At 63.3% G+C, this 24,239-nt stretch carries 20 protein-coding genes and 1 pseudogene; 10 read left to right on the forward strand and 11 right to left on the reverse strand.

The window, feature by feature from the left end:
• Positions 1–6: 6 nt before the first annotated feature.
• Positions 7–873 carry a hypothetical protein gene (locus tag KF719_RS10350; protein ID WP_293508637.1) on the forward strand — a complete coding sequence of 289 codons (867 nt, stop codon included), beginning with the start codon at positions 7–9 and terminating at the stop codon, positions 871–873.
• A 270-nt stretch (positions 874–1,143) separates the two neighbouring features.
• On the opposite strand, the gene KF719_RS10355 is transcribed toward KF719_RS10350, so the two are convergent.
• The 3 genes from KF719_RS10355 to KF719_RS10365 form a co-directional block, all read right to left on the reverse strand.
• On the reverse strand, positions 1,144–1,308 hold the full coding sequence (locus tag KF719_RS10355; RefSeq protein WP_293508638.1) for a hypothetical protein: 165 nt from the start codon (positions 1,306–1,308) through the stop codon (positions 1,144–1,146).
• A gap of 84 nt (positions 1,309–1,392) precedes the next feature.
• Entirely contained in the window at positions 1,393–2,547 is a 1,155-nt protein-coding gene (locus KF719_RS10360) for a hypothetical protein (protein WP_293508639.1), read from the reverse strand.
• A gap of 157 nt (positions 2,548–2,704) precedes the next feature.
• Positions 2,705–3,679, reverse strand: coding sequence for a DNA N-6-adenine-methyltransferase (locus KF719_RS10365; RefSeq protein WP_293508640.1), 975 nt, complete (start codon positions 3,677–3,679; stop codon positions 2,705–2,707).
• A gap of 343 nt (positions 3,680–4,022) precedes the next feature.
• Between KF719_RS10365 and KF719_RS10370 the strand changes: the two genes are divergently transcribed.
• On the forward strand, positions 4,023–4,595 hold the full coding sequence (locus KF719_RS10370) for a hypothetical protein (RefSeq protein WP_293508641.1): 573 nt from the start codon (positions 4,023–4,025) through the stop codon (positions 4,593–4,595).
• A gap of 156 nt (positions 4,596–4,751) precedes the next feature.
• Complete coding sequence (locus KF719_RS10375) at positions 4,752–5,273, forward strand: hypothetical protein (protein WP_293508642.1); 522 nt, start codon at positions 4,752–4,754, stop codon at positions 5,271–5,273.
• Between the two features lie 194 nt (positions 5,274–5,467).
• Here the strand turns inward: KF719_RS10375 and KF719_RS10380 are convergent, their stop codons facing one another.
• Positions 5,468–6,100 carry a hypothetical protein gene (locus KF719_RS10380; protein WP_293508643.1) on the reverse strand — a complete coding sequence of 211 codons (633 nt, stop codon included), beginning with the start codon at positions 6,098–6,100 and terminating at the stop codon, positions 5,468–5,470.
• Positions 6,101–6,319: 219 nt separating this feature from the next.
• Positions 6,320–6,481: an AbiH family protein gene (locus KF719_RS10385; RefSeq protein ID WP_293508644.1), complete on the reverse strand. Its 162-nt coding sequence runs from the start codon at positions 6,479–6,481 to the stop codon at positions 6,320–6,322.
• Between the two features lie 166 nt (positions 6,482–6,647).
• Here KF719_RS10385 and KF719_RS10390 point away from each other — a divergent pair.
• Positions 6,648–7,559: pseudogene (locus KF719_RS10390) on the forward strand (ATP-binding protein); the annotation flags it as partial.
• 14 nt (positions 7,560–7,573) lie between these two features.
• On the opposite strand, the gene KF719_RS10395 reads toward KF719_RS10390, so the two are convergent.
• Complete coding sequence (locus tag KF719_RS10395) at positions 7,574–7,948, reverse strand: hypothetical protein (RefSeq protein ID WP_293508645.1); 375 nt, start codon at positions 7,946–7,948, stop codon at positions 7,574–7,576.
• A 145-nt stretch (positions 7,949–8,093) separates the two neighbouring features.
• Here KF719_RS10395 and KF719_RS10400 point away from each other — a divergent pair, with 145 nt between their 5' ends.
• From KF719_RS10400 to KF719_RS10410, 3 genes are all read left to right on the forward strand, one after another.
• A complete protein-coding gene (locus KF719_RS10400) occupies positions 8,094–10,307 on the forward strand; it encodes an ATP-binding protein (protein ID WP_293508646.1) in 2,214 nt (737 codons plus the stop codon).
• Positions 10,308–10,342: 35 nt separating this feature from the next.
• Positions 10,343–11,773, forward strand: a complete 1,431-nt coding sequence (locus KF719_RS10405) for an MFS transporter (RefSeq protein WP_293508647.1) — start codon at positions 10,343–10,345, stop codon at positions 11,771–11,773.
• Positions 11,774–12,056: 283 nt separating this feature from the next.
• A complete protein-coding gene (locus KF719_RS10410) occupies positions 12,057–12,893 on the forward strand; it encodes a GNAT family N-acyltransferase (RefSeq protein ID WP_293510634.1) in 837 nt (278 codons plus the stop codon).
• Positions 12,894–12,896: 3 nt separating this feature from the next.
• Here the strand turns inward: KF719_RS10410 and KF719_RS10415 are convergent, their stop codons facing one another.
• Positions 12,897–15,164, reverse strand: a complete 2,268-nt coding sequence (locus KF719_RS10415) for an NADP-dependent malic enzyme (RefSeq protein ID WP_293508648.1) — start codon at positions 15,162–15,164, stop codon at positions 12,897–12,899.
• A gap of 379 nt (positions 15,165–15,543) precedes the next feature.
• Here KF719_RS10415 and mutS point away from each other — a divergent pair, with 379 nt between their 5' ends.
• On the forward strand, positions 15,544–18,246 hold the full coding sequence (gene mutS, locus KF719_RS10420) for a DNA mismatch repair protein MutS (RefSeq protein WP_293508649.1): 2,703 nt from the start codon (positions 15,544–15,546) through the stop codon (positions 18,244–18,246).
• A 22-nt stretch (positions 18,247–18,268) separates the two neighbouring features.
• On the opposite strand, the gene KF719_RS10425 is transcribed toward mutS, so the two are convergent.
• Positions 18,269–18,559 carry a hypothetical protein gene (locus KF719_RS10425; RefSeq protein ID WP_293508650.1) on the reverse strand — a complete coding sequence of 97 codons (291 nt, stop codon included), beginning with the start codon at positions 18,557–18,559 and terminating at the stop codon, positions 18,269–18,271.
• 24 nt (positions 18,560–18,583) lie between these two features.
• Positions 18,584–18,895 carry a hypothetical protein gene (locus KF719_RS10430; RefSeq protein ID WP_293508651.1) on the reverse strand — a complete coding sequence of 104 codons (312 nt, stop codon included), beginning with the start codon at positions 18,893–18,895 and terminating at the stop codon, positions 18,584–18,586.
• A gap of 206 nt (positions 18,896–19,101) precedes the next feature.
• Between KF719_RS10430 and KF719_RS10435 the strand changes: the two genes are divergently transcribed.
• Positions 19,102–21,897: a [protein-PII] uridylyltransferase gene (locus KF719_RS10435; RefSeq protein WP_293508652.1), complete on the forward strand. Its 2,796-nt coding sequence runs from the start codon at positions 19,102–19,104 to the stop codon at positions 21,895–21,897.
• Positions 21,898–21,915: 18 nt separating this feature from the next.
• Here the strand turns inward: KF719_RS10435 and KF719_RS10440 are convergent, their stop codons facing one another.
• Positions 21,916–22,212, reverse strand: coding sequence for a type II toxin-antitoxin system RelE/ParE family toxin (locus KF719_RS10440; RefSeq protein ID WP_293508653.1), 297 nt, complete (start codon positions 22,210–22,212; stop codon positions 21,916–21,918).
• Positions 22,202–22,459: a type II toxin-antitoxin system prevent-host-death family antitoxin gene (locus KF719_RS10445; protein ID WP_293508654.1), complete on the reverse strand. Its 258-nt coding sequence runs from the start codon at positions 22,457–22,459 to the stop codon at positions 22,202–22,204. Before KF719_RS10445 ends, KF719_RS10440 begins: the two co-directional genes overlap by 11 nt.
• Positions 22,460–22,618: 159 nt before the next feature.
• On the opposite strand from KF719_RS10445, the gene murJ reads away from it, so the two are divergent.
• Entirely contained in the window at positions 22,619–24,187 is a 1,569-nt protein-coding gene (murJ, locus tag KF719_RS10450) for a murein biosynthesis integral membrane protein MurJ (protein ID WP_293508655.1), read from the forward strand.
• Positions 24,188–24,239 lie beyond the last annotated feature (52 nt).

A 24,239-nucleotide genomic window follows, 5' to 3' on the forward strand; every position in this document is an offset into this window, starting at 1 on the left:
TCTCCAATGCCTAGAGGCTATCGGCTCGCAATCATTGCGCTTGGACTGACACTCTTAGCGTATCAGGGGCATTCACAAGAGGCCGAAAAATCGGCTCTCGAAGGCCAACCAGTAGCCGAGGAAAGGCAGTCCCATAGCGCTCCCACAAGCGAGAAAATACCCACTCCAAAACAGCAAGACGCCTCTTCGCTTGTCCCCGCTATCCAAGGCATCGAAACCGCTGTTCGCGATCTTGTAGCCGCGCAGGACCAAGGCAAGGACGTCGACGAGATACAGCGCCAGAAAGACGATTTGGACGCCCAAGAGAAAATGGCTCTTTGGGCGATGTGGATGTTCGTCGCTGCGGCCACATCTGTCCTTCTGACGGGCGCCGGTATTCTTCTCCTCTGGAAAACTCTCAAGGCTACCCGAGACGCATTGACGGAAACCGTCAAAGCCACGAGAGCAATGATCCGACAAAACGAACTCACTGAGTATGCGCAAAGGCCGTGGATTGTCGTTGACGACATATCGGTCGGTAACGACGGTGACATCAGTGTTTGCTTCCGAAATGTCGGCAGTTCCCCGGCAAGGCAGTTTGTAAAGGTTGCCGCGACGGCGACTCTCCCTAGACCATTTCCGGCCTCCCCAATCCCCGATTTTAATTTTAGCAATCACACTTTCCTCGCCCCCAATGCGACCGAGTTCATGTTCATAGACAACCCGCCACGTCCAAGACCAGATCGTGACTTGCTGATCAGAATACGGATCGCCTACACGCTCCCCAGCGGGGGGCGTGACGAGCATTTCGAATCGTTCGCTATGACCGTCGGAGGCGGTGTCATGAAAGTAACCGCCGAAGATTTCAAAACTGCCCATAAAAAAGAAGACTAGAATTCCCGCCGCCCACGCACTCGTTCAGCCCCCATTTCAGCGTTGCCGAAAGGGCGCACTCCCGTAGGGTTCGCTTGGTCCATAGTGCCGCTCTCGCGCGGATCGCTGATGAGCTGGCAGATGGCAAATCGCGACGACGGATGGATAGCGCCAGTGACGACAGGCGCAGCGCGGTTGCCGCCTGCGTTGGCACCAAGATCTGACCGGAGATCAATGCCCAATCCAGCAAGCTCAAAAGTGACACTGCTCATCAACGCCGGCCGCGCCCTGCTAGAATAGCCCGCTGACTATCTGCCAAAGTGTTCCGACGAGCAGCAGCGTGGATCCGGCAACCGCGACAATACGGCCTAGCCGGTTGCTGTAGCGCATGAGAAGTGCCCCGCCGACGACGACGGAAAGCCCCAAAAAAATCAGCGCTATGGCGAAAGCAAACATGTGAGCCTCGAAACCATCGGATCTGACGATTGGAGCGGTTCATTCTTGCTCTCAACTTACCCACTTCCTATCGCCGAAAACTCCCTATCGAGACGGATCGGACCCTCTATAACGATGTCTCTCGTGGCCTGAAGGCGGGTGCTGCCGCTCTATGGACCGCTCTACGCCGTCAGAAGGGGCCTTATTTCCAAACAGAAAGGACCGCAACCGGCCCCAAATTTCGTGATGGAGCCCCCAAGGTGCTTTGGCGCCGAGCAAGAACGCCCGGAATCTCTCATCCCCCCTTACTACCAATCCGATCAGATTGAAGACCACTTGCGCGGAGTGTTTGGCGTCGGCTTGAAAGCGCTTTTTGTCCTCTGACAGAGCGGCCACATGCTGGTGTGCCTCCTTAAGCGAACGTTCGAGGCCCTCATTCTCGTCCCTTAGTCTCTTATTCTCGTCGTCAAGGAGGCTCGCGCGTTTGTGTGCGCGGTCCTGTGCGACCGCGTCGATGCGGAGCTTTTCCAGTTCCAACAAATCAATTTCAACTTTTCGCATCATCTCCGCCCTCATCTGTGCTTCGCGTTGATCGGCCAAATACGCCGACCGGGTGAGCCTCTTCCGCCGGGGGCCTTCGCGAAGGTGGCCGTGATACACGCCCACGGCTCTATGAAAGTCGTCCTGGACGCTACGCATGGCCGCGCAGTAAGCCCGATTCGCTGCCTTGGTGCTGGCCCCCTCGGCCTTCGCGGACTCGCGCGCCGCGACTCCGCGATGAATCCCTTTGATGTTCAAGGTCTGATCTCGCGAGAGTTCGGGCAAAACGAAAAAATGGACGTGTGGGTGAGATTCGTCTTCGTGACGGACAACGCTCGCGACGTTCCGCCCGAAGTGCTCGTATAGCCATCCAACTGTTCGCCACTCCCAATCTCGGAAGTCCTGCCAATCGCTTTCCGACATCCTATCGAGCGGAATCGGGTAGCTCGCCACACCCGCGAGCAGGATCGGAGCATCTTTGCGTAGCCGCCGCCCCGATACATCTCGAGCCTCTCCGGCTATCGCCGTCGCGTGTCGCTCGACTTCCGGTAACTCCATGCCGGACACAAGCGCGGGTTCGCGCGGGCTTACGACGTGAGGACAAGCATCAGGAAGCCGTGCGGCCTCGGCCAGCACTTCGCTGACGGTCCATCGCTTTGTCTGGGATTTCTTCGATACAGATCGTGCGACGAGATCGAAGTGTAAAAATTGAAACGCCATGCTTAGTCCCTCATTCGTCTATCTGCGAACTAGGGACCGGATTTGGGAAAGCAAATTTCCGGCGAAAGTTTTTGAAGTGGTGTAGATATAGCGACCGACTATGTTTATCGGAGCCGATAAACGCCGGGTCTGCGACGCTAGGCAGAGCGAAACGCGGCTAGTCTGCTGCTTTCAACGCGGGTGCGGCCGGGACGAACCACGCAGTTGGCAGCAGATGGCGCAGTCGATGAAGATCCGCGTCCGTGCCACCCCAGACGATTAGCGCCGAGGGAAACGGCGCAGCATTCGCTATTCCGCGAAACTTTAGCCGCCCCCGCAGCATGAACACCGATGCGTGGCCGATCACGTTCTCGTGCCACCATCGCGTGTCGGGCCTCGCCGGAACCAGTGCGATGACCATTGTCGCCCTTCCCGCCTCCACTTCGTGACGCGCTTTTCTTACCCAATCTGGCAATGCCGTGCCATACGGCGGATTGACAAAACAGCGCCCGAACCATTCGAGCGATAACCCATCATCCTCTATATCGAAATGAACCCGAGCACGCACAGGGGCAAGCTGCGGCAGTGATCGATCATTGCGTGTTGAACTAGGGGAGCAGGGGTCGAGGTCGAACATCGCATCCTCCCGCTCCCCGGTGTCTAGTGCTCGATATAACAAGGCCAGCAGACTTTCAGGTGTTTGCCATGTGTGACCGATGGAAGAGTTGCCCGCGTGCGTGTGGAAGGGTCTGCGTTCGTCGCGGTGGCGAAGGTAGAGACCGGCACCCAACAATGCGCCGTAGCGGATCAACGTCTCGACACGGCCCGGCCCACCGCTCTCGATCTTCGCCAGCGTGTCCGCTGTAACGGTAAGCGCCCGCGCGGCCGCTCTTCTGCTCAAAGCCCGCCGTTCACGCAAAGCCCGCAAACGACCGCCTAGACATCCCGACGCGGGGAGATTTCGTCCATCGATCAGCAATCCGAGCGCGCCGGTTAGTTGATCGAAAGTAGCAAGCCGCCCTTTGCCACGCTCGGCGAGGCCGACGGTTTGGATCGACATGTTGGCGCTACGCGCCAAAGCAGCTTGCGTTAGCCCGGCCGCGCGTCTACGAGCGCGCAGAGCACCCCCGAGATTTGAAGAAAGTTCGGTCATCAGCCCTGAATCTAGATTGAAAATATCAAGAAAGTTATACCAAACAGCCTTATCGCTGCGCTCAACCGAAAGCCAAGTAAGCGGGCGCGCACTGGGTCATGGATCCCGCAAAGGAGTGTTAGCGGCAAGTCGTCAGTGAACATTTCGAGGGTTCGATTCAAAAGAATAGAAGGCGGATAGAAAAAACCGTGTGGTGGAATAGAGATAGGACAACAAGGGCGGAAACCTTAGCCTTCCGATCAACCGGAAGTCTTGAGTTTCCGATCATTCCGTTGATCGGAAGGTGGAAGATAGCTTCCGCGTTTCTATGTCTCTCTCCTGGCAACTGGGCAAGGAGATGATCGTGGCCAAGAAAAAATCGGCAAGACGAGGGGGGCCGGAAGAGGATGTGCTACGCGGAGCTCTTCCTGCGCAGGTCGCGGATGTGTATGACGCGGTAGATGCGGCTTTGAAAGATCACGAGGCGGCGAAGAACTCGAACTTCAAGATGGTTTTCAAAGATGGATGGAAGCGTGTTCAAGAACTTGCTCGCGAAAGTCCGCGCGCGCTTCAGCTTTGGGCTTTCATCGCGGAACACGCTGGCCCCAATGGAGCAATTCTTATATCGCAAGTCGATCTCGCGGAGGCGATTGGTGTCACTACCCGGACCGTTCGAGCTCTAGTTCGTCTGCTCGAATCGCGCGGGGCATTGATTACCGTGCGAGAAGCAGGCGGGTGTATCTACTGCTTGAATCCACGTGAGGTCTGGGCACTGGCTGCCGATCAACGAAGGTGGGCCCCCTTTCATACACGCGCGATCTTCTCAAAGCATAGCCGGGGGGTCCTCAGCAAGCGGCTTACCGTCGCAACATTCCGAAGTGATGCAGGCGACGAAGCAATGCGAAAACTTGAGCAAATGGCCGTGCCGTGCCGGTAAGGGTGCCGAGTCAATAGGCTATTTGCTCATTTGGGACACCAGCAGACATCACAATCCAATCTATAGGGGCCTTAATGGAATGTCGCCGTTATTGCGCTTCCGTTCTACCTATCGTTAAATTCGTGGGAACTGATTGATTGGAGGGAGGGGGGAGATATGAAGACTTTTCTGAAGAATCTCCTGAAGTGGGGCGCTATTGTTTTTGTGGGGCTTGTCGTTTTGGGCATGGTTCTAAATGCGCTCAAGAGCCCGGAGGAAAAAGCTGCTGAAGAGGCCGCGCGCGAACAAGCGCGCATAGAACGCGAAGCGGCTCGTGAACAAGAACGCTTGGAGCGTCAGCAAGCAGAAGCTCAGGCAATAGCTGAAATGCCGACGGTCACAGCCCAAGCCTTAGCAGCGGCATACGAACAAAACACCGTTGCCGCTGACGCTCGCTTCAAGGGCCAGCGTTTCAAAGTCACTGGCGTCGTAGTTAGTATCAACACGGATTTCCTCGGTAATCCCTATCTTGTCTTGCGAGGCGGCGTAAACCAGTTCATGGAACCCCAGTTCTCTTTTAGTAAGTCGGACTCGGAAAAACTGGCGACCCTGCGAAAGGGAGCTCGCGTCACCTTGATCTGTACCGGCAGCGGAGATGTGGCCAAGACTCCAATGTCAAAAGGATGTCGCCTTTTGTGAACCCACGTTGATCCCGAGGCAGCTGGGGAGTGATCTTATTGGAAGGCTAGGGCTGGTTGATCGGTTGATGCGGGCTTATGGCGATGATCTCCTTCGTTGGCTTGAAGCTCCGCTTAAAATACTCGTCGATGATTTGGGTTCCGTCGATGATGCGGGTAACGGCGCAAACAACTGACCGACTAGCGAGCCCCGCCCTAACCGACGGGGCTTTTTTCTTCTCCCTGTTGATCCTCGATATCAGCCATCAGAGTCGCCATCGAGCCCGCCCTCTTACGTCGGGCCTCCTCCACTTCTCTGATCGCCTCACTTAGCTTCTCAAGCGGATTCCAGTCCCCCTGCTCGCGCTGCGGAATGCGATAGGTTTTTCGCAGTTCATCCGCGAATGCAGATGCTTTGAGCCCTATCCGGCCATACTGATAGTTCCGCTCATCGAAGAATTCGTCGTAGTCCGGCGGACTGGCAATCGCGTGCCACACAAAGGCGATACTCTTATCTGCCTCCTCCACGTCCGAAGACATGGACAGCAACCTATACATCAGGTCGTGGCTGATACTCTTCCAGTCTACATCCTCAGGAAACTTCGGTGGTCCCGGAAGGGGAACTTGCGGTTCCAAACACCCGTTAGCGTTTCTTTGTCCAAAGCATAACCCGTCATCTGAAACCACCTCGACACATTTCTCTACATACCGGTCAAGCACACAGACAACTCGAACCGCGAGGTAGTGAGCGGCACGACCGGTTGATCTCTTCTCACTCCACCAGCTTTGCCCCCATGTAGAGAACACACCGATCAGCACACCGATTAAACCAAAGACCGCCTCCGCCATCCTTTCACCCCCTCCATCTCAAATGAGCTAAATCACCAACTAGGATTGGCAAGCAAATAGCTATTTACAAGCACCGGCATTGAATCAGTCTTATTTCTCTGCGTCTCAGGTGCCGCCGCCATCTCTGCGTCTCAGGTGCCGCCGCCATAAGCCCGCATCAACCCGGACCTTATGGAGGTTTTTGCTATGGGGAATTTACGACTACTTATCTTTCTGATTTCAAGTGTGTGGCGGCATCTGCCGCTTGTCGCCGCGCCGGTTGGGTAGGAGATTGTAAAGTTCCCTATGATTGCGCTTCAGGAACTCGCCGATGTGCTTGTAGCCGGTGGCCATCCCGTGGTGTAGATCAAAGCCAGTCCCGATCACATAGAGGGTTGTCATTCAAATCGGCTCACCTGCGAGGACAGCAACTTTCGCACTGCGCCGGGCAGTATACATCCTGATCAGCGGTCCCAAGCGGCGAGATATCCGCTTTAGGCCGGGTCCATAACTCTGTGGGCATCCAAGAATGGGCGCTAAGACCATCAGAAATTGAACTTTGAGAATTGGCCACAACATGCTGATGGTCGGCCCGCCGGGCTCCGGCAAGTCGATGCTCGCCGCGCGCCTTCCCGGAATTTTGCCGCCGCTTAGCCCTCGCGAAATGCTGGAGGTCTCGATGGTCTCCTCGCTTGCGGGGGAATTGTTGAAAACCGGCGTCGGCCGCCGCCGTCCTTTCCGCGCGCCGCATCATTCGGCCTCGATGCCGGCGCTGGTCGGCGGCGGGCTGCGCGTCCGCCCCGGTGAAATCTCGCTCGCGCACCGGGGCGTCCTGTTTCTGGATGAACTGCCCGAATTCCCGCGCCAGGTTCTGGATAGCCTCCGCCAGCCGCTCGAATCCGGCGAGGCGGTCGTTGCCCGCGCCAATGCACACGTCACCTTTCCGGCCCGCTTCCAGCTCGTCGCGGCGATGAACCCCTGCCGCTGCGGCCATGCGGGCGACGCGGCGCGCGCCTGTCCGCGCGTGCCCCGCTGCATCGGCGATTATCAGGCGAAGCTTTCGGGCCCGATGCTCGACCGCATCGACATCCACATCGAAGTGCCCCCCGTCGCCCATGCCGATCTGGCGTTGCCGCCGCCCGCCGAAGGTTCGGCCGAGGTGTCCGCCCGCGTCGCCGCCGCGCGCGAGGCGCAGGAGGCGCGCTTCACCGAAATCGTCGGCCCGCAATCCATGCTGCTCAACGCCCATGTCGAGGGCGAACTGCTCGACCGCATCGCAACGCCGGACGATCCCGGCAAGCGCCTGCTGGTCGAGGCGTCGGAGCGCATGGGCCTCACCGCGCGCGGCTATCACCGCGTGCTGCGCGTCGCCCGCACACTGGCCGATCTCGACGGCGCGGACGGCGTCACCCGCATCCACATCGCCGAGGCGCTCGCCTACCGCGAAACGGTGGCCGGAAAACTCGGCGCCGCGGCGTAACACGCCGCCGCGGATCAGGCGCCCGTCAGAACGGCAGCGAAAGCCAGACAGCCGGTGGCAACCGCCATCGCGCCGCCGATATGGAACGACTTCAGCACCATCCAGTTCGCAAGACCCGAAAGGACGAAAATCGTTCCAGCGGTCGCGGCAATGGCGCTCCCGTTGCCGGCAAGACCGGATTGCACAAGCGCCAGGCCGAGCACGATCCAGGTCAGCGACGGCAGATGCCAGACACCGCGCAGCAATTCGCGCATCCGCCCCTTCCGCAGCACCGCCGATGCATCTTCCGCAAAGAGCGGCCGCAGCACGTTGCGCTCGCCGAGAAGGGAGTGGCCGATGCCGGTCGCGATGCCGAGCAGGCCGGAGGCGATCAGGAAGAGGTCCGTCATGTCGTGGCTCCTTCATGGCGCGGTGCCGCCGCAAGCACTTTACCTTCCGCTAACCATACGCCTTAGCGCTTTCTCAAGGGCGGGAAGGGCAAAGTCGGGTCTTGTCGACATGCCCGGCCCTGCGGCCGGCAGCCGCGGAACCCGTATGCCCGACTTTGCCTTCGACCAGATGCCCCTCTTCCTGCTCGGGCTGGCCGTCGCCCTGTTTCTGGGCGTCGAGGCCTGGCGCCGCGCCTCGGCGCGCGCCGCCGCGCATCTCGCCGAAATCGAAGTGCTGCAGACGCGCATCGAGACGCTCCGCGACGAGAAATGGGAAATTGCCGAACGCGAGGCGCGCCTCGCCGATCTTCTGCGTGCGCAAGGCGACGTCATCATCCGCAAGGATCTCGAGGCGCGCCTCACTTACGTCAACGACGTCTTCTGCGACACTTTCGGCAGGAGCCGCGCCGAGGTCATCGGCCGCCCCTTCCTGCCCGACGTTCCCGAAGGCGACGCGCCGCGCATGCTGGCGAGCTTCGCCGGTCTCGCGACGCCGCCCCATCGCATCCGTTTCGACGAACGCGTCGTCACCACGCGCGGCCCCCGCTGGATCGCATGGGAGGAATTCGCGATCCGCGACGACGACGGCAAGCTCGTCGAAATCCAGTCGGTCGGCCGCGACGTCACCGACCGCAAGCTGGCGGAAGAAAAACGCGCCGAGGCCTTGCGCGAGGCCAGGGAAGCCAACCGCGCGAAAAGTCTTTTCCTCGCCGCGATGAGCCATGAAATCCGTACACCGATGAACGGCGTCATCGGCATGACGCAATTGCTCCTCGACACCAAACTCGCGCCCGCCCAGCGTTCCTATGCCGAGGCCGTGCGCGCCTCCGGTCAGGCGCTGCTCGCCATCATCAACGACATTCTCGACTATTCGAAAATCGAAGCCGGCAAGGTCACGCTCGACGAAGCACCCTTCGATCCGCGTCACGTGCTCGAAAGCGTTGCCGAGCTGCTGGCGCCACGCGCCTTCGACAAGGGCCTCGAAGTCGTCACCGACATTTCGGCATCGGTCCCGAAGCGCCTTCTCGGCGACGAACCGCGCATCCGCCAGATCCTGATCAACCTCGCCGGCAACGCGATCAAGTTCACAGGCGCGGGCGGCGTCGCGCTGCGTCTGTCGCGCATGGGCGCCCACACGGGCGACACCGCCGAACTGCTGCTCGAAATCGAGGACACCGGCATCGGCATGGACAAGGAGAGCCTCGAACACATCTTCGACGAATTCGCGCAGGCCGATCAGTCCCATGCCCGCCAGTATGAAGGCACCGGCCTCGGCCTTGCGATCACGCGCCGTCTGGTCGACGCCATGGGCGGCCGCATCGAGGTCGAAAGCGAACGCGGCAAGGGCTCGATCTTCCGCGTCCACCTGCCGCTGAAGATCGCCGAACCGGCGGCCGGCGCCGCCGCGCGCGCCGCACTCGAAGGCATGCGCGTGTTGATCCTCAACGACCGGCCGCTGCTGGCAGCAGGCCTCGCGCGCGCCGCCGGCGCCGCCGGCGCCGAAACGCATCTCGTCGCCGACGCCGCCGCCCTTTCCCGCGCGCTCGCCGCCGCGCCCGCCGATGTTTTCATCTGTCCCGCCGACGGTGCGGCCGGCGAAGGCGCGGCGCTTGCCGCCGAAGCGCGCCGCCTGCATCCCGGCATCGGCACGCTGGTGTTGCTGCGCCCGCAGGATCGCGACCGTCTCGACGCGCTGACGCAAGGCGGCGACGCGCCCTTCGACGGCTATCTGGTGCGCCCGGTGCGCGCCGCCTCGCTGCTCGGCCGCCTGACCGATCTGCGCGTGCGCGGCTGGGCCGGCGACATCGGCGCGCCCTATGCGCACGATTTCGCGGCCGTCGAGCCGGAAGCGCCGCCGCTGCCCAAACCGAAAGAAAAAATGACGGCCCCCATCTTGCCACTCTGTGTGCTGGTCGCCGAGGACAACGAGATCAATGCGTTGCTGACGCGCACCCTCCTCGAGCATACCGGTCACAGCGTTCGTCTGGCGCGCAACGGCGTCGAGGCCATCGCCGCCGTCGAGGCCGATGCGGCGGGCGAAATCGACCTCGTGCTGATGGACCTTCACATGCCGGGCATGGACGGCTTCGAGGCGACGGCGCGCATCCGCGCCCTCGACACCGCCCATGCGGCGCTGCCCATCATCGCGCTGACGGCCAATGCGATGGCCGAAGACCGCCAGGCCTGCCTCGACGCGGCGATGGACGATTATCTGTCGAAACCCGTCGCCGCCGACGCGCTCACCACGACGCTCGCCCAATGGGCCGGCCGCCGCTCGGCGCATGGAACGCGCGCTGGCGAAAAGGCGAATCTTGCCTAGAGTGAAGCCGGTTGAACGGCGCGGGGAATGATTCGATGTCGGTGGCAGAAAGCAGGCGCGACGGCCGGATGAGCCTCGCCGAAATGTGGAAGGTCTATGCCGAGCCGCGCATGCTGATCATGCTGCTGCTGGGCTTCTCGGCCGGTCTTCCCTACCTCCTCGTTTTCTCGACGCTTTCGGCATGGCTGCGCGAGGTCGGCGTCACGCGCACCGAAATCGGCCTGCTGAGCTATGTCGGCCTTGCCTACACGATCAAGTTTCTCTGGGCGCCGCTTCTCGACCGCATCCGCTTGCCCGTGCTCGACCGCCTTCTCGGCAAGCGCCGCGCCTGGATGATCTTCGCGCAAGCCGTCGCGGCCGCCGCCCTCGTCGTCATCTCCTTCAGCGATCCGGCCGTCTCGCTGGTGCCGGTCGTCTTCGGCGCGCTGGTGCTCGCCTTCGCCTCCGCGACGCAGGACATCTCGATCGACGCCTGGCGCATCGAGGCCGCGCCGGAGGAAAAACAGGGCGCGATGGCCGCCGTCTACCAGCTCGGCTATCGCTTCGCGCTGATCGGCTCCGGCGCCGGCGCGCTTTACATCGCCCACTTCATTTCGTGGCAGGCGGCCTATCTCGCGATGGCCGCATTGATGCTGGTCGGCATCGGTGCGGCGCTTCTCGCGCCCCGTCTGCCGGAGGCGCAAGCGCCGATCATCGGCGAGGAAGCGATGGCCGAAATCGCGCACCGCTTCCACATGCAAGGCCCGTTCGAAGCCGCCTTCGCCTGGACCTACCGCGCCGTCATCGCGCCCTTCGTCGATTTCTTCGGCCGCTACGGCTGGTGGTCGCTCGCCATGCTGGCGCTGATCGGTCTTTACCGCGTGCCCGACTTCGTGATGGGCGTGATGGCCAATCCGCTCTATATCGACATCGGCTTCTCGCTCTCGACCATCGCCACGGTGGTGAAGGTCTATGGCGTCTGGATGACGATTGCGGGCGCCGTTGTCGGCGGTCTGGCGGTGGCGCGCTTCGGCATCATGCGCACGCTGCTTGCCGGCGCCCTCGCCGCCACGCTCACCAATCTCGTCTTTGTCTGGCTGGCGATGCAAGGCGCGAACACGACCGCGCTTGCCATCACCATCAGCGCCGAGAATTTCTCCGGCGGTTTCGCCGGCACCTGCCTCATCGCCTATATGTCGAGCCTGGTGAACCACCAGTTCGCGGCCACGCAATATGCGTTGTTCAGTTCCGCCTTCGCGCTGCCCGGCAAGATACTGGGCGGCCTGTCGGGCGTCATGGTCGACTGGTACGCGGTTCGCCCGGCCATCGCCGAGGCGCTGGTCGGCGTGGCGCCGGGCCTCACGCCGGCGACCGTCGGCTATGTGCCCTTCTTCATCTCGACCGCGCTGATGGGCGTGCCGGCCATCCTGCTGATTTTGCTGGTGATGGGACACCGAAAGAAAATAGAAGCAAAAACAACGGCGTAAGGCCGACATCCATATGTCGTCATCTGCTGCGACAAGGGGCCGGCGATTTACCCCGCCGCGTTTGCTTGGCACAAGGCGGCGATAATGAAAGGATGAAGGCATGACGACGGGAGGCCCGGGTTCGGGTGGGGCTGAACCGGCGACGCGCGGCGACGTGGCCCCGCTTCGTGCGCCGCGTCCCGGCAGTGTGAACGATTTGGGTTTAGGGTCCGCAATAATGCCAACGATAAAAACGGACAAAGGCGGCGGGCCGCTTGCCTCGACGGCTGTGCGCCCCGCGGATATGACGAGCTATGGCCGCCGCGGCGACCTCGAAGTCCGTCTTGCCTCCTCGCCGCGCGAGATCGACGCCGCGCAGGCGATCCGCTACCGCGTCTTCTACGAGGAAATGTCGGCGATCCCCGATGCCGAAACGCGCGCCCGCAAGCGCGACGCCGACCGTTTCGACGACATCTGCGATCACCTGCTGGTGCTCGATCATGCGCTGGTGCCGGGCGAGGACGGCGAGCTGCCGCCCGAAGATCCCGAAAGCCTGAAAAAAGTCGTCGGCTGTTACCGCCTGCTGCGCCAGGACGTCGCCGAACGCCACGGCGGTTTCTACACCGCCAGCGAATACGACATCGCGCCCCTGCTCGCGCGTCATGCCGATCTCAATTTTCTCGAGCTCGGCCGTTCCTGTGTGCTGCAGCCCTACCGCACCCGGCCGACCGTCGAGCTGCTCTGGCACGGCATCATGCATTATGTGACCGCGCATAATCTCGACGTGATGTTCGGTTGCGCGAGCTTCGAGGGCACGGACCCGGCGGCGCTCGCCGCACCGCTTTCCTATCTCCATCACTTCCATGCCGCCCCGGCGGACTGGCGCGTCCGCGCGTTGCCCGAACGCTACGAGGAAATGAACCGCATTCCGAAAGAAGAGGTCGATCCGCGCGAAGCGCTGCGCGCCCTGCCGCCGATGATCAAGGGTTATCTGCGGGCCGGCTGCTATATCGGCGAGGGCGCGGTGGTCGACCGGCAGTTCGGCACCACGGACGTGCTGATCCTTTTTCCCGTCGCGCAAATCTCCGACCGCTATTTGTCGAAGTTCGGCGCCAAATACGGCACCCCGCGCGGCAGTTGAAACTCAGCGGTCGAGATTATAGGCCGCCAGCGCTGCCATGTTGACGAGGTCGGAGACATTCGCCGTCATCGGCACGATCTGCACCGGCTTTTCGAGGCCGACAAGCAGCGGCCCGATCAGCGTCGAACCGCCCAGCACCTTGAGCAACTTTGTCGAGATCGACGCGGCATGGATCGCCGGCATGATCAGCACATTGGCCGTGTCGGAGAGCCGGCAGAACGGATAAAGCGACATCGTCTCGCGGTTGAGCGCGACATCGGCCGCCATCTCGCCGTCATACTCGAAATTGACATTGCGCGTATCGAGAATGCGCACCGCGTCGCGCACCGTCGCCGGCCGCTCATGCGTATGCGTGCCGAAGCTTGAATTGGCGAGCAGCGCCACGCGCGGTTCGTAGCCGAGACGCCGCGCGACTTCGGCGGCCTGCGTCGCGATGTCGGCAAGTTCGGTTGCCGTCGGCATCTCGTAGACATTGGTGTCGGCGACAAGCACCGTGCGGCCGCCCGCCACCACCAGCGTCACGCCGATGGGCTTGCGCCCATCCACCGCGTCGATGACGCGGCGCACATCTTCCAGCGCCACCGAATAGGTGCGCGTGACGCCCGTCACCATTGCGTCGGCGTCGCCCCGCTCCAGCATCAGCGCCGAAAAGATGTTGCGGTCGTTGCTGGTCAGCCGGTGGCAGTCGCGATAGAGAAAGCCCTGCCGCTGCAATTTGCCGTAGAGAAAATCGGCATACTCGTCGACTTTCTCCGAGGTGCGCGCATTGCGGATATCGAGATCGGTCTTCGGGTCGAGCCCCATCTGGCCGAGCGTGTGGCGGATCTGCTCCTCGCGCCCGACAAGGATCGGCTGGCCGAGCCCGCCGTCGCGAAAGGCGAGCGCCGCGCGGATCACGCGTTCTTCCTCGCCCTCGGCAAAGACGACGCGCTTCGGGTCGCGCCTGACCTTGTCCATGATGACCTGCAGCGTGCCCGCCGTCGGGTTGAGCCGCGCCGAAAGCCGGTTCTTGTAGGCTTCCATGTCGACGATCGGCAACCGCGCGACGCCGGAATCCATCGCCGCCTTGGCCACCGCCGGCGGAATTTCGCGGATCAGGCGCGGGTCGAACGGCACCGGAATGATGTAGCCGGGGCCGAAGCGCGGCCGCTCGTCCTGATAGGCGGCGGCCACTTCGTCCGGCACGTCTTCGCGTGCGAGCTTCGCCAGCGCCTGCGCACAGGCGATCTTCATGTCTTCGTTGATCGCGCTGGCGCGCACATCGAGCGCCCCCCGGAAGATATAGGGGAAGCCGAGCACGTTGTTGACCTGGTTCGGATAGTCGCTGCGTCCCGTCGCGATGATCGCGTCGTCGCGCACCGCCAGCACTTCCTCGGGCGTGATCTCGGGGTCCGGATTGGCCATCGCGAAGATGATCGGTTTGTCGGCCATCGAGGCGACCATCTTCTGGTTGATCGCGCCCTTGGCCGACAGCCCCAGGAAAACGTCGCAGCCCACCATCGCCTCTTCGAGCGTCCGCGCATCGGTCGTCGCCGCATGCGCCGACTTCCACTGGTTCATGCCCTCGACGCGGCCCTTGTAGATGACGCCCTTGGTGTCGCAGAGGATCGCGTTGTCATGCGGCAGCCCCATCGCCTTGATGAGTTCGAGACAGGCGATGCCGGCCGAGCCCGCGCCATTGACGACGACTTTGATATCCTTGATGTCGCGATCGGTCAGGAAGAGCGCGTTGATGAGCCCGGCCGCGGTGATGATCGCCGTGCCGTGCTGGTCGTCGTGAAAGACCGGAATGTCCATCATCTCGCGCAGCCGGCTTTCGATGACGAAGCAGTCCGGCGCCGAAATATCTTCCAGGTTGATGCCGCCGAAAGACGGCCCCAGATAGCGCACCGAATTGATGAAGGCATCGACATCCTTGGTGTCGACTTCGAGGTCGATGGAATCGACATCGGCAAAGCGCTTGAAAAGCACCGCCTTGCCTTCCATCACCGGCTTCGAGGCCAGCGCCCCGAGATCGCCGAGCCCGAGGATTGCCGTGCCGTTCGAGATCACGGCGACGAAATTGCCCTTCGAGGTGTAGTCGTAGGCTGCGTCGGGGTTTTCGGCGATGGCGCGCACCGGCGCCGCGACGCCGGGGCTGTAGGCCAGCGACAGGTCGCGCTGCGTCGCCATCGGCTTCGTGGCGTTGATTTCGAGTTTCCCGGGCTTGCCCTGGGAATGGAAGAGGAGCGCTTCCTCGTCGGTAAACTGGCGCCGCTTTTTCTTGCTCATGCGATCGGACATCCGGAGTTTCGGCTGGAAGCGCGCAAATCCCGGAACACCGCCGGGAGCCCGCCTCTCCGGGGCCCGCCCCGGATGCCGCTTTGTAGGCTGGCGATCCGTCAATAACAAGCCGCCGCCGTTGATTCTGCCCGATTTTCGGCTCTCCGGGCCCCTCTTTCAGGCTGGCCCGGTTCTGCCAGAGCGCTTCTCGGAAAAGTGGAATCCGGTTTTCCGAAAAGAAGCGCGACCGAACAACAACCTGGAGTCTTTCAGTGTTTCCACGAAACACTGAAAGATTCTAGTCTGCCCCTCCATGTCAGAGCCCGCCGCCCATCCCTTCAAGCAGGAAAACCCGCCTTCCGCTGCGGCGCCGCCGGATGCCACTCCCATGATGGTGCAATATCTGGAGATCAAGGCGGGTCATCCGGGCGCGCTGCTCTTCTACCGCATGGGCGATTTCTACGAGCTCTTCTTCGACGACGCGGTCGCCGCATCGGAGGCGCTCGACATCGCGCTCACGAAGCGCGGCAAGCACGCGGGTGTGGACATCCCGATGTGCGGCGTGCCGGTCCACAGCCACGAGGCCTATCTCGAACGCCTGATCCGCAAGGGTTTCAAGGTCGCGGTCTGCGAGCAGGTCGAGGACCCGGCCGAGGCGAAAAAACGCGGCGCGAAATCGGTGGTCGCCCGCGCCGTCACAAGGCTGGTGACGCCCGGCACCTTGACGGAAGACACGCTGCTCGATGCCCGCGCCCACAACTATCTGGCGGCGCTGGCCCGCACCGGCGCCGAAGCGCTGCTCGGTCTTGCCTGGGTCGATGTCTCGACCGGCCGTTTCGAGGCGATGGCCCTGCCGCCTTCCGCCCTTGGCGCGGAGCTGGCGCGGCTCGCGCCCGGCGAATTGCTGATCGCCGAAGGCGCGGGTGACGACGCCGTCGCCCAATCGGGCGCCGCGCTGACCGAACTCCCCGCCGCCCGTTTCGACAGCACCGCCGCCGAGCGCCGCCTGAAAGCCCATCTCGGCGTCGCGGCGCTCGACGCCTTCGGCGCCTTCACTCGCGCCGAACTCGGCGCGATGGGCGCATTGCTCGGTTACGTCGAACTGACCCAGGTCGGCCGCATGCCGGCCTTGAGCGCGCCGCGCCGCATCGCCAGCGCCGATGCCATGACCATCGATGCCGCGACCCGCGCCAATCTCGAACTGGTGAAAACGCTGCAGGGCGAAAGCGCCGGATCGCTGTTGTCGGTGATCGACCGCACGGCGACAGGCGCCGGCGCGCGCGAGCTGGCCTCGCGCCTCGCCGCGCCGCTGACCGATCCGGCCTCCATCGGGGCGCGCCTCGACGCGGTCGAATGGTTCCTCGACAGCCGCGACATCCGCCGCGACCTGCGCGCCGCGCTGAAATCGGCGCCCGACATTTCCCGTGCGCTGTCGCGCCTGTCGCTGGCGCGCGGCGGCCCGCGCGATCTCGCGGCAATCGCGGGCGGCCTCGCCGCCGCGCATGCGCTGGCCGCAATGCTCGACGCCGCACCGCCGGCCCTGCTGCCGCTGCCCGATGAAATCGCCGATGCGGCGGGTGCGCTGCGTGGCGTCGCCGCAAATCTGGAAACGCATCTCGCCGCCGCACTCGCCGAGGAACTGCCGCTGCTGGCGCGCGACGGCGGCTTCATCGCCAAAGGTCACGACGCGGCGCTCGACGAAACGCGCGCGCTCCGCGACGATGCGCGCAAGCTCATCGCCGGGTTGCAGACGAAATATGCGGGCGAGACCGGCATCGCCGCCTTGAAGATCCGCCACAACAATGTGCTCGGCTATTACATCGAAGTGCCGCCGCGCCACGGCGAAAAGCTCGTCGCCCCGCCTTTCTCCGACAGCTACATTCACCGCCAGACCATGGCGAATGCGATGCGCTTCACAACGCCGGAACTTGCAAGCCTCGCCAGCCGCATCGCCGAAGCCGCCGGCCGCGCGCTCGAAATCGAACTCGGGCTTTTCGACGCGCTTGCCGCCGCCGTGATCGCCGAAGCATCGGCGCTTTCGCGCGCCGCCGCCGCGCTCGCCGCGCTTGACGTTGCCGCCGCGCTTGCCGAACTCGCCGCCGAGCGCCGCTACGCGCGCCCCCGCGTCGATGCCAGCCTCGCATTCGATATTTGCGGCGGTCGTCATCCCGTCGTCGAAGCCGCGCTGGCGCGAACCGGCGAACAATTCGTGCCGAACGACTGCAACCTCTCAGCGGATACCTCAAGCATGGAGCAAGGAGCGCAGTCCCGCAGCGACATGCAAAACAACGACTCCCGCCGCGAGGCACCACTTCAAAAAAGCATTTGGCTCCTCACCGGGCCCAACATGGCCGGCAAGTCGACTTTCCTCCGTCAGAACGCGCTGATTGCCATTCTGGCGCAGATGGGAAGTTTCGTGCCCGCCGAAGATGCGCATATCGGCGTCGTCGATCGTTTGTTCAGCCGCGTCGGCGCCGCCGACGATCTGGCGCGAGGCCGTTCGACCTTCATGGTCGAAATGGTCGAGACGGCGGCGATCCTCAATCAGGCGGGCCCGCGAGCGCTGGTAATCCTCGACGAGATCGGCCGCGGCACCGCGACCTATGACGGCCTCTCGATCGCCTGGGCCGCCGTCGAACATCTGCACGAGGTCAACCACGCGCGCGCCCTCTTCGCGACGCATTACCACGAGCTGACGGCGCTCACCGAAAAACTGCCGCATCTGGCCAACGCCACCATGCGCGTCAAGGAATGGCAGGGCGATGTCGTCTTCCTGCATGAAGTTGGCCCCGGCGCCGCCGACCGTTCCTACGGCATCCAGGTGGCGAAACTCGCGGGCCTCCCCGCGCCCGTCATCGCCCGCGCGCAAGCGGTGCTGGCGGCGCTCGAAAAAAGCGGCGAGGGCGCAAAGACCGCGAAGCTGATCGACGACCTGCCTCTTTTTTCGTCAACGGCAAAGCCCGCGCCCGTCGTCAGGACAAGCGCCGCCGAGGAAGAGTTGAAAACCGTCAACCCCGACGCGCTGACGCCGAAGGAAGCCCTCGATCTGGTCTACAGGTTGAAGGCGCTTGCGGCGAAAGACGGCGCGTGATCTCCGCCGCAAGCTTTGAGCGTCAAAGCTGCTCGGGTTCCACCCCGATCTTCCGCAGCGCATCCCGGAGGTCGGCGATGCCGGCCTCCGGATCGCCGCTTTGGCATTTCTCGACGCCGCTTCGGTGCAGCGCGCGTGCCGCGCCGGCCCGCGGAAAGTCCTGCCGATGCTTGAAATCGAACTGGAACCGGTAGTTGAGCTGGTCGCAAACGACGCCGATTTCGGACGCCGGTATTTGCGCGGCGGCGGGTCCGGCAAGCGCAGTGGCCGCACCGAGCCCCGCAGCGGCGAGAAACAAGGCAATGTTGCGCATGGCGCTCCTCCTTACGGGTGGCGCTCAGGCCGCCGGTTCGACCAGCAGCGTCCGCAGCGCCTCGCGCAACTGGTCGGCGCCCTTTTCGGCGTTGCCGGCGCGGCAATATTCAACGGCCGCTTCCTGCGCCGCGCGCGCCTCGTCCGCGTAAGGCAGGCCCGCCTTGAACTTGGAAACGAAGTTGTACTGCGCGTTGAGGCGCGCACAGGTGTTGTCGTCAAGCGGCTGTGTTCGCGCATGGGCGGGCGGCGTCGTCGCGATGCCGGCGGCCAGCAGGGCCGCGCCCAGCGCCGCGACGAGCGAGGCTTCTTTCGGAAAGATGGTTGTATGGCGCATGGCTTTCATCCTCCATCCGTGTTGCCTGTTTGCACTGTCTCTGCTGCCGGAAAGGATCGCTCCGTCCGGCACCCCCGAAATGGAAATCGAACATGGCAAAAATCTGACGAAATCCGCCGCGATTCTTAAAAATGCGTAATGATTTAGTGCGGCGGGGGTGATGTGATAAAGCTTGCGCCGCATGCCTGCGAAAAGGAGCCGCCCCCATGGGCCGCACGATGCCGAGCCTTCTTGAAATCGCCGATCCGGAGCGTATCCGCGGCGATCTCGATGCCGCCGCCGCCCGTGCCGGCCGTGACGAGGAGGCGCTGAAGCGCGCCGTCGTCGACATCCTGAAGGCGGCGCTGGCCCAGGGCCGCGCCAGGGCGCGCGAGCGGTTGGAGCAGGGCGCGCATCGGGGCCGTTCCTGCGCCGAAAGCCTGAGCTATCTCCAGGACCGCGTCATCGAGGAGCTTTACCGCTTCGCTACCACCCACGCCTTCACGGCCTCGAACCCCTCGAAGGCCGAGCGCATCGCCATCGCCGCCGTCGGCGGCTATGGCCGCGGCACGCTGGCGCCGGGCTCCGACGTCGATCTCCTGTTCCTGCTGCCCTACAAGCAGACCCCCTGGGGCGAGAGCGTCGTCGAATACATGCTCTATGTGCTCTGGGATCTGGGCCTCAAGGTCGGCCATTCGACGCGCTCCATCGCCGATTGCATCCGCCTCGCCCGCGCCGATTTCACCATCCGCACCGCGCTGCTCGAAGCGCGCTTCATCTATGGCGACCGCGAGCTTTACGACGATCTCGAAAAGCGTTTCGACGCCGAAGTGGTGAAGGGAACGGCCAACGAATTCGTCGAGGCCAAGCTCGCCGAGCGCGACCAGCGCCACACGCGTTCGGGCGAAAGCCGCTACCTGGTCGAGCCCAACGTCAAGGAAGGCAAGGGCGGTCTTCGCGATCTCAACACGCTGTTCTGGATCGCGAAATATGTCTACCGCGTCAAGCAGCCCTCCGATCTCGTCAAGGCCGGCGTCTTCACGAAGGAGGAATACCAGACCTTCCGCAAGGCCGAGAATTTTCTCTGGGCGGTGCGCTGCGAGCTGCACTTCCTCACCGGCCGCGCCGAGGAACGCATCACCTTCGACCTGCAGACCGAAATGGCAAAGCGCCTCGGCTACCAGACGCATCGGGGGTTGAAGGCGGTCGAGCGTTTCATGAAGCACTACTTCCTGATCGCCAAGGATGTCGGCGACCTGACGCGTATCTTCTGCGCCGTGCTCGAGGATCAGGAGAAAAAGAAGAAGCCCTCCATCGGCCGCTTCATGCAGGCGATACGCCGCAAGAAAGTCATTCGCGGCTTCAATGTCGAGAGCGGCCGCCTCGCGGTCACAAAGCAGGATTTTTTCGACAAGGACCCGGTCAACATCATCCGCCTCTTCCATGTCGCCGATCAGCACGGCCTCGACATTCATCCCGACGCGCTGAAACTGCTGACGCGTTCGCTGAGGCTGGTCGACGCCGCCTTGCGCAAGAACGAGGAGGCAAACCGCCTCTTCCTCGAAATCCTCGCCTCGCGCAAGGATCCCGAAACGACACTGCGCTGGATGAACGAGGCCGGCGTGCTTGGCCGCTTCGTTCCCGATTTCGGCCGCATCGTCGCGCTGATGCAGTTCAACATGTATCACCACTACACCGCCGACGAACATCTGCTGCGCGCCATCGGCATCCTTTCGGAAGTCGAGCGCGGGGTGAACGCCGCGGAATACCCCAAGGCCCATGAACTGATGGGCAAGATCAAGAGCCGCAACGCGGTCTACATGGCGGTCTTTCTCCACGACATCGCGAAAGGCCGCGACGAGGATCATTCCGATGCCGGCGCCGCCATTGCGCGCCGTCTCTGCCCGCGCCTCGGCATGAGCGCGGGCGAAACGGAATCCGTCGCCTGGCTGGTGCAGAACCATCTCGTCATGTCCGACGTCGCCCAGCGCCGCGACATCGCCGACCCGCGCACCGTGCGCGATTTCGCCGATCTGGTGCAAAGCCCCGAACGGCTGAAAATGCTCTTTGTGCTGACGGTTGTCGACATCAAGGCCGTCGGTCCCGGCGTCTGGAACGGCTGGAAGGCGCAGTTGCTGCGCCAGCTCTATTTCGAAACCGAGGCCGTGCTGCAGGGCGGCGACAACGCGGTCAACCGCAAGACGCGCGTCGCCGATGCGAAGGAAGCCTTGGCCGCGCATCTCGCCGACTGGTCGAAAGCCGCGCGCGACCGCTATTTCACGCGCCATGCCGACGGCTACTGGCTCTCCCTCGACACCGAAACGCAGGTCCGCCACGCGCAACTGATCGAAGGCGCGAAGGATGCGCCCCTCACCATCGCCGCCGAGCCGGAGCCCGACCGCGACGTGACGCAGTTGACGCTTTACACGCAGGACCATCCCGGCCTCTTCGCGCGTTTCGCCGGCGCCTGCGCGGTGCTCGGCATGAACATCGTCGACGCGAAAATCTTCACCACCCGCGACGGCATGGCGCTCGACATGCTCTGGGTGCAGGACGCGTCCGGCGGCGCCATCGCCGAGCCGCGCCGTCTGGCGCGCCTTGAGGAAACCATCCGCAAGGTGCTGTCGGGCGAAATCCTGCCGCCCGATGCGATCGAGCAGCGCGCGCGCCGCGAACGCCGCACCGAGGCTTTCTCGGTCGCCCCCCAGGTCTTCATCGACAACGAGGCGTCCGACGACTACACCGTGATCGAGGTCAACGGCCTCGACCGGCCGGGCCTCGTCCACGCGCTGTCGCGCGCCCTTTTCCATCTCGGCCTCACCATCGGCTCGGCCCACATCACGACCTATGGCGAGCGCGCGGTCGACGTTTTCTATGTGAAGGACGTGATCGGCCACAAGGTAACGAACGCCAACAAGAAGAAGGCCGTCGAGCGTCACCTGCTCGAAGCGCTGGCCGACCCGGTGAAGAAGTCCCGCCCCGCCAAGCGCGCAAAGCGCGAGGAAATGGCGGCGGCGGAATAAGTTGCGCCGGCAATGGCGTCAATCGGCGGGATCGTTCTGCCGCCGCCGGGCGTCGTTGTAGATAGCGCCGTCGCGCCGCCCGATGCCGATCACACGCACTTCGATGCGATCGTCGATCACTTTGTAGACAAGCCGATAGCCCGCATCGCGCAGCTTGATCTTGTAGCAGTCGGGCATGTTGCCGAGTTTGTGCTTCTCGATTCGCGGCGCTTCGAGCCGTCGGGCGAGAATCTTCTGGAATTGTTTCTTGATGTCAGGCCCGAGCTTGCGCCATTCCTTTTTGGCGTCTTCGACGAAGCTGAGCCTATAGCTCATCGAGCTGCTCGAGCGTCACATAGGTGGCAGGCTGTCCTTCGCGCTCGATCACCTTCTTCATGTCCTCGTAGTCTTCGAGCAGATCGAGCATGCGTTCATAGGATGCTGGATCGAGAACATAGGCGACCGGCTTGTTGCGGTTGAGAATCGCAACGGCGCCGTCGGCCGCCTCCTCAATGACGCGCGCCGGGCTGCGCTTCAACTCGCTGATGCTCGAAACAAGATTGGCGACAAGGACACGGGACATTGGAAGCTCCTTTATTCGTACGAATATAAGAATCTTTATTCGTTCTGACAAGAGTATAAATAACGATACATTTAAATGTACCGTTCATCAGGTCGCTATTTCGCCGCAGAACGGCTAGAGATTCTGCCAAGCCTCCCAACCGGCGAGCCCCCGCCTGCCATGACCTCGAGCCCCGCGCCGAAACCCGTTCATATCGCCCGTTCTGCCGCCACCATCGGCGGCACCACGCTGGTGAGCCGCTTGCTCGGTTTCCTGCGCGACGTGATGATGGCGGCGGCGCTGGGCGCCGGGCCGATTGCCGACGCCTTCTTCGTCGCCTTCCGCTTCCCCAACATGTTCCGTTCGATCTTCGCCGAGGGCGCGTTCAACGCGGCCTTCGTGCCGCTTTTCTCAAAGCGCCTCGAAGGCGAGGGCAGGGCGGCGGCCAGGCGCTTCGCCGAGGATGCGCTGTCGGTGCTGCTCGTCGCGCTGCTGCTCCTCACCATCGCCGCCGAAATCGCCATGCCCTGGATCATGCTGGTCTTCGCACCGGGCTTTGCCGAGGACCCGCAGAAATTTGCATGGGCGGTCGAGTTCACGCGCATCGCCTTCCCCTATCTGCTCTTCATCTCGCTGACGGCGCTGCAATCGGCGATCCTGAATTCGCTTGGCCGCTTCTTTCCGGGCGCCGCCGCGCCGGTGATGCTCAACGTCACGCTGATCCTGGCGATCCTTTTCCTGATCCCGCTGACCGATAATCCGGGTACGGCGCTTGCCTGGGGCGTTGCGGCGGCGGGCGTCGTGCAGTTCGCATGGCTCGCCATCTCGCTCTGGCGCGCCGGTTTCGTGTTGCGTCTGCGCCTGCCGAAGCTGACGCCCGATGTCCGCCGCCTTTTCCGCCTCGGCGTGCCGGGTGTCGTCGCCGGCGGTATCACGCAGGTCAACCTCACCATCGGCACGATCATCGCCTCGCTGCAGGCAGGCGCGGTGTCCTGGCTTTACTATGCCGACCGGATTTATCAGCTCCCGCTCGCCGTCATCGGCATTGCGATCGGTGTGGTGCTGCTGCCGGACCTCTCGCGCCGCCTGCGCGCCGGCGACGGCGCGGGCGCGATGGGCGCGCAGAACCGCGCGCTGGAGTTCGCGATGCTCTTGACCATTCCCGCCGCCGCCGGCATCGCGGTGCTCGCCTTCGACATTATCGGCATCCTGTTCGAGCGCGGCGCTTTCACGGCGGCGGACACGCAGGCAACCGCATTGGCGCTGATCGTCTATGCGGCGGGCCTCCCCGCCTTCGTGCTGATCAAGATTTTCCAGCCCGCTTATTTCGCCCGCGAGGACACGAAGACGCCGCTCCGCTTCGCCGCCGTCTCGATCGTCGTCAACATCGCGGCGAGCATCGTCCTCTTCCAGTTCATCGGCTATGTCGGCATCGCGGTCGGCACCGTACTGGCGGCGTGGACGAATGTCGGCCAGCTCGCGACCCGCCTCTGGAAACGTGGCGACTTCGCGCCCGATGCGAGCCTCGCCCGCGTGCTGCCCCTCACCGTCATGGCCGCCATCGCCATGGGCGCCGCCCTCTGGTTCGGCCGCGCCGCGCTCGAAGCCCCGCTGGCCGCCGCGCTCCCCGTCGCGCTGGCGAGCCTCCTCGGCCTGATCGCCGGCGGCATCCTCGTCTATTTCTTCCTCTGCCAGATCACCGGCGCCGCCACGCTCGCCGGCCTCCGCCGCGCCATGCGGCGGGGTTGAGCGCAACGGCCGGATACACGGGCAACTTTCGCCACGCCCCGGCAAATCGCGT

The organism is Parvibaculum sp. (assembly GCF_019635935.1).
GTDB lineage: Bacteria > Pseudomonadota > Alphaproteobacteria > Parvibaculales > Parvibaculaceae > Parvibaculum.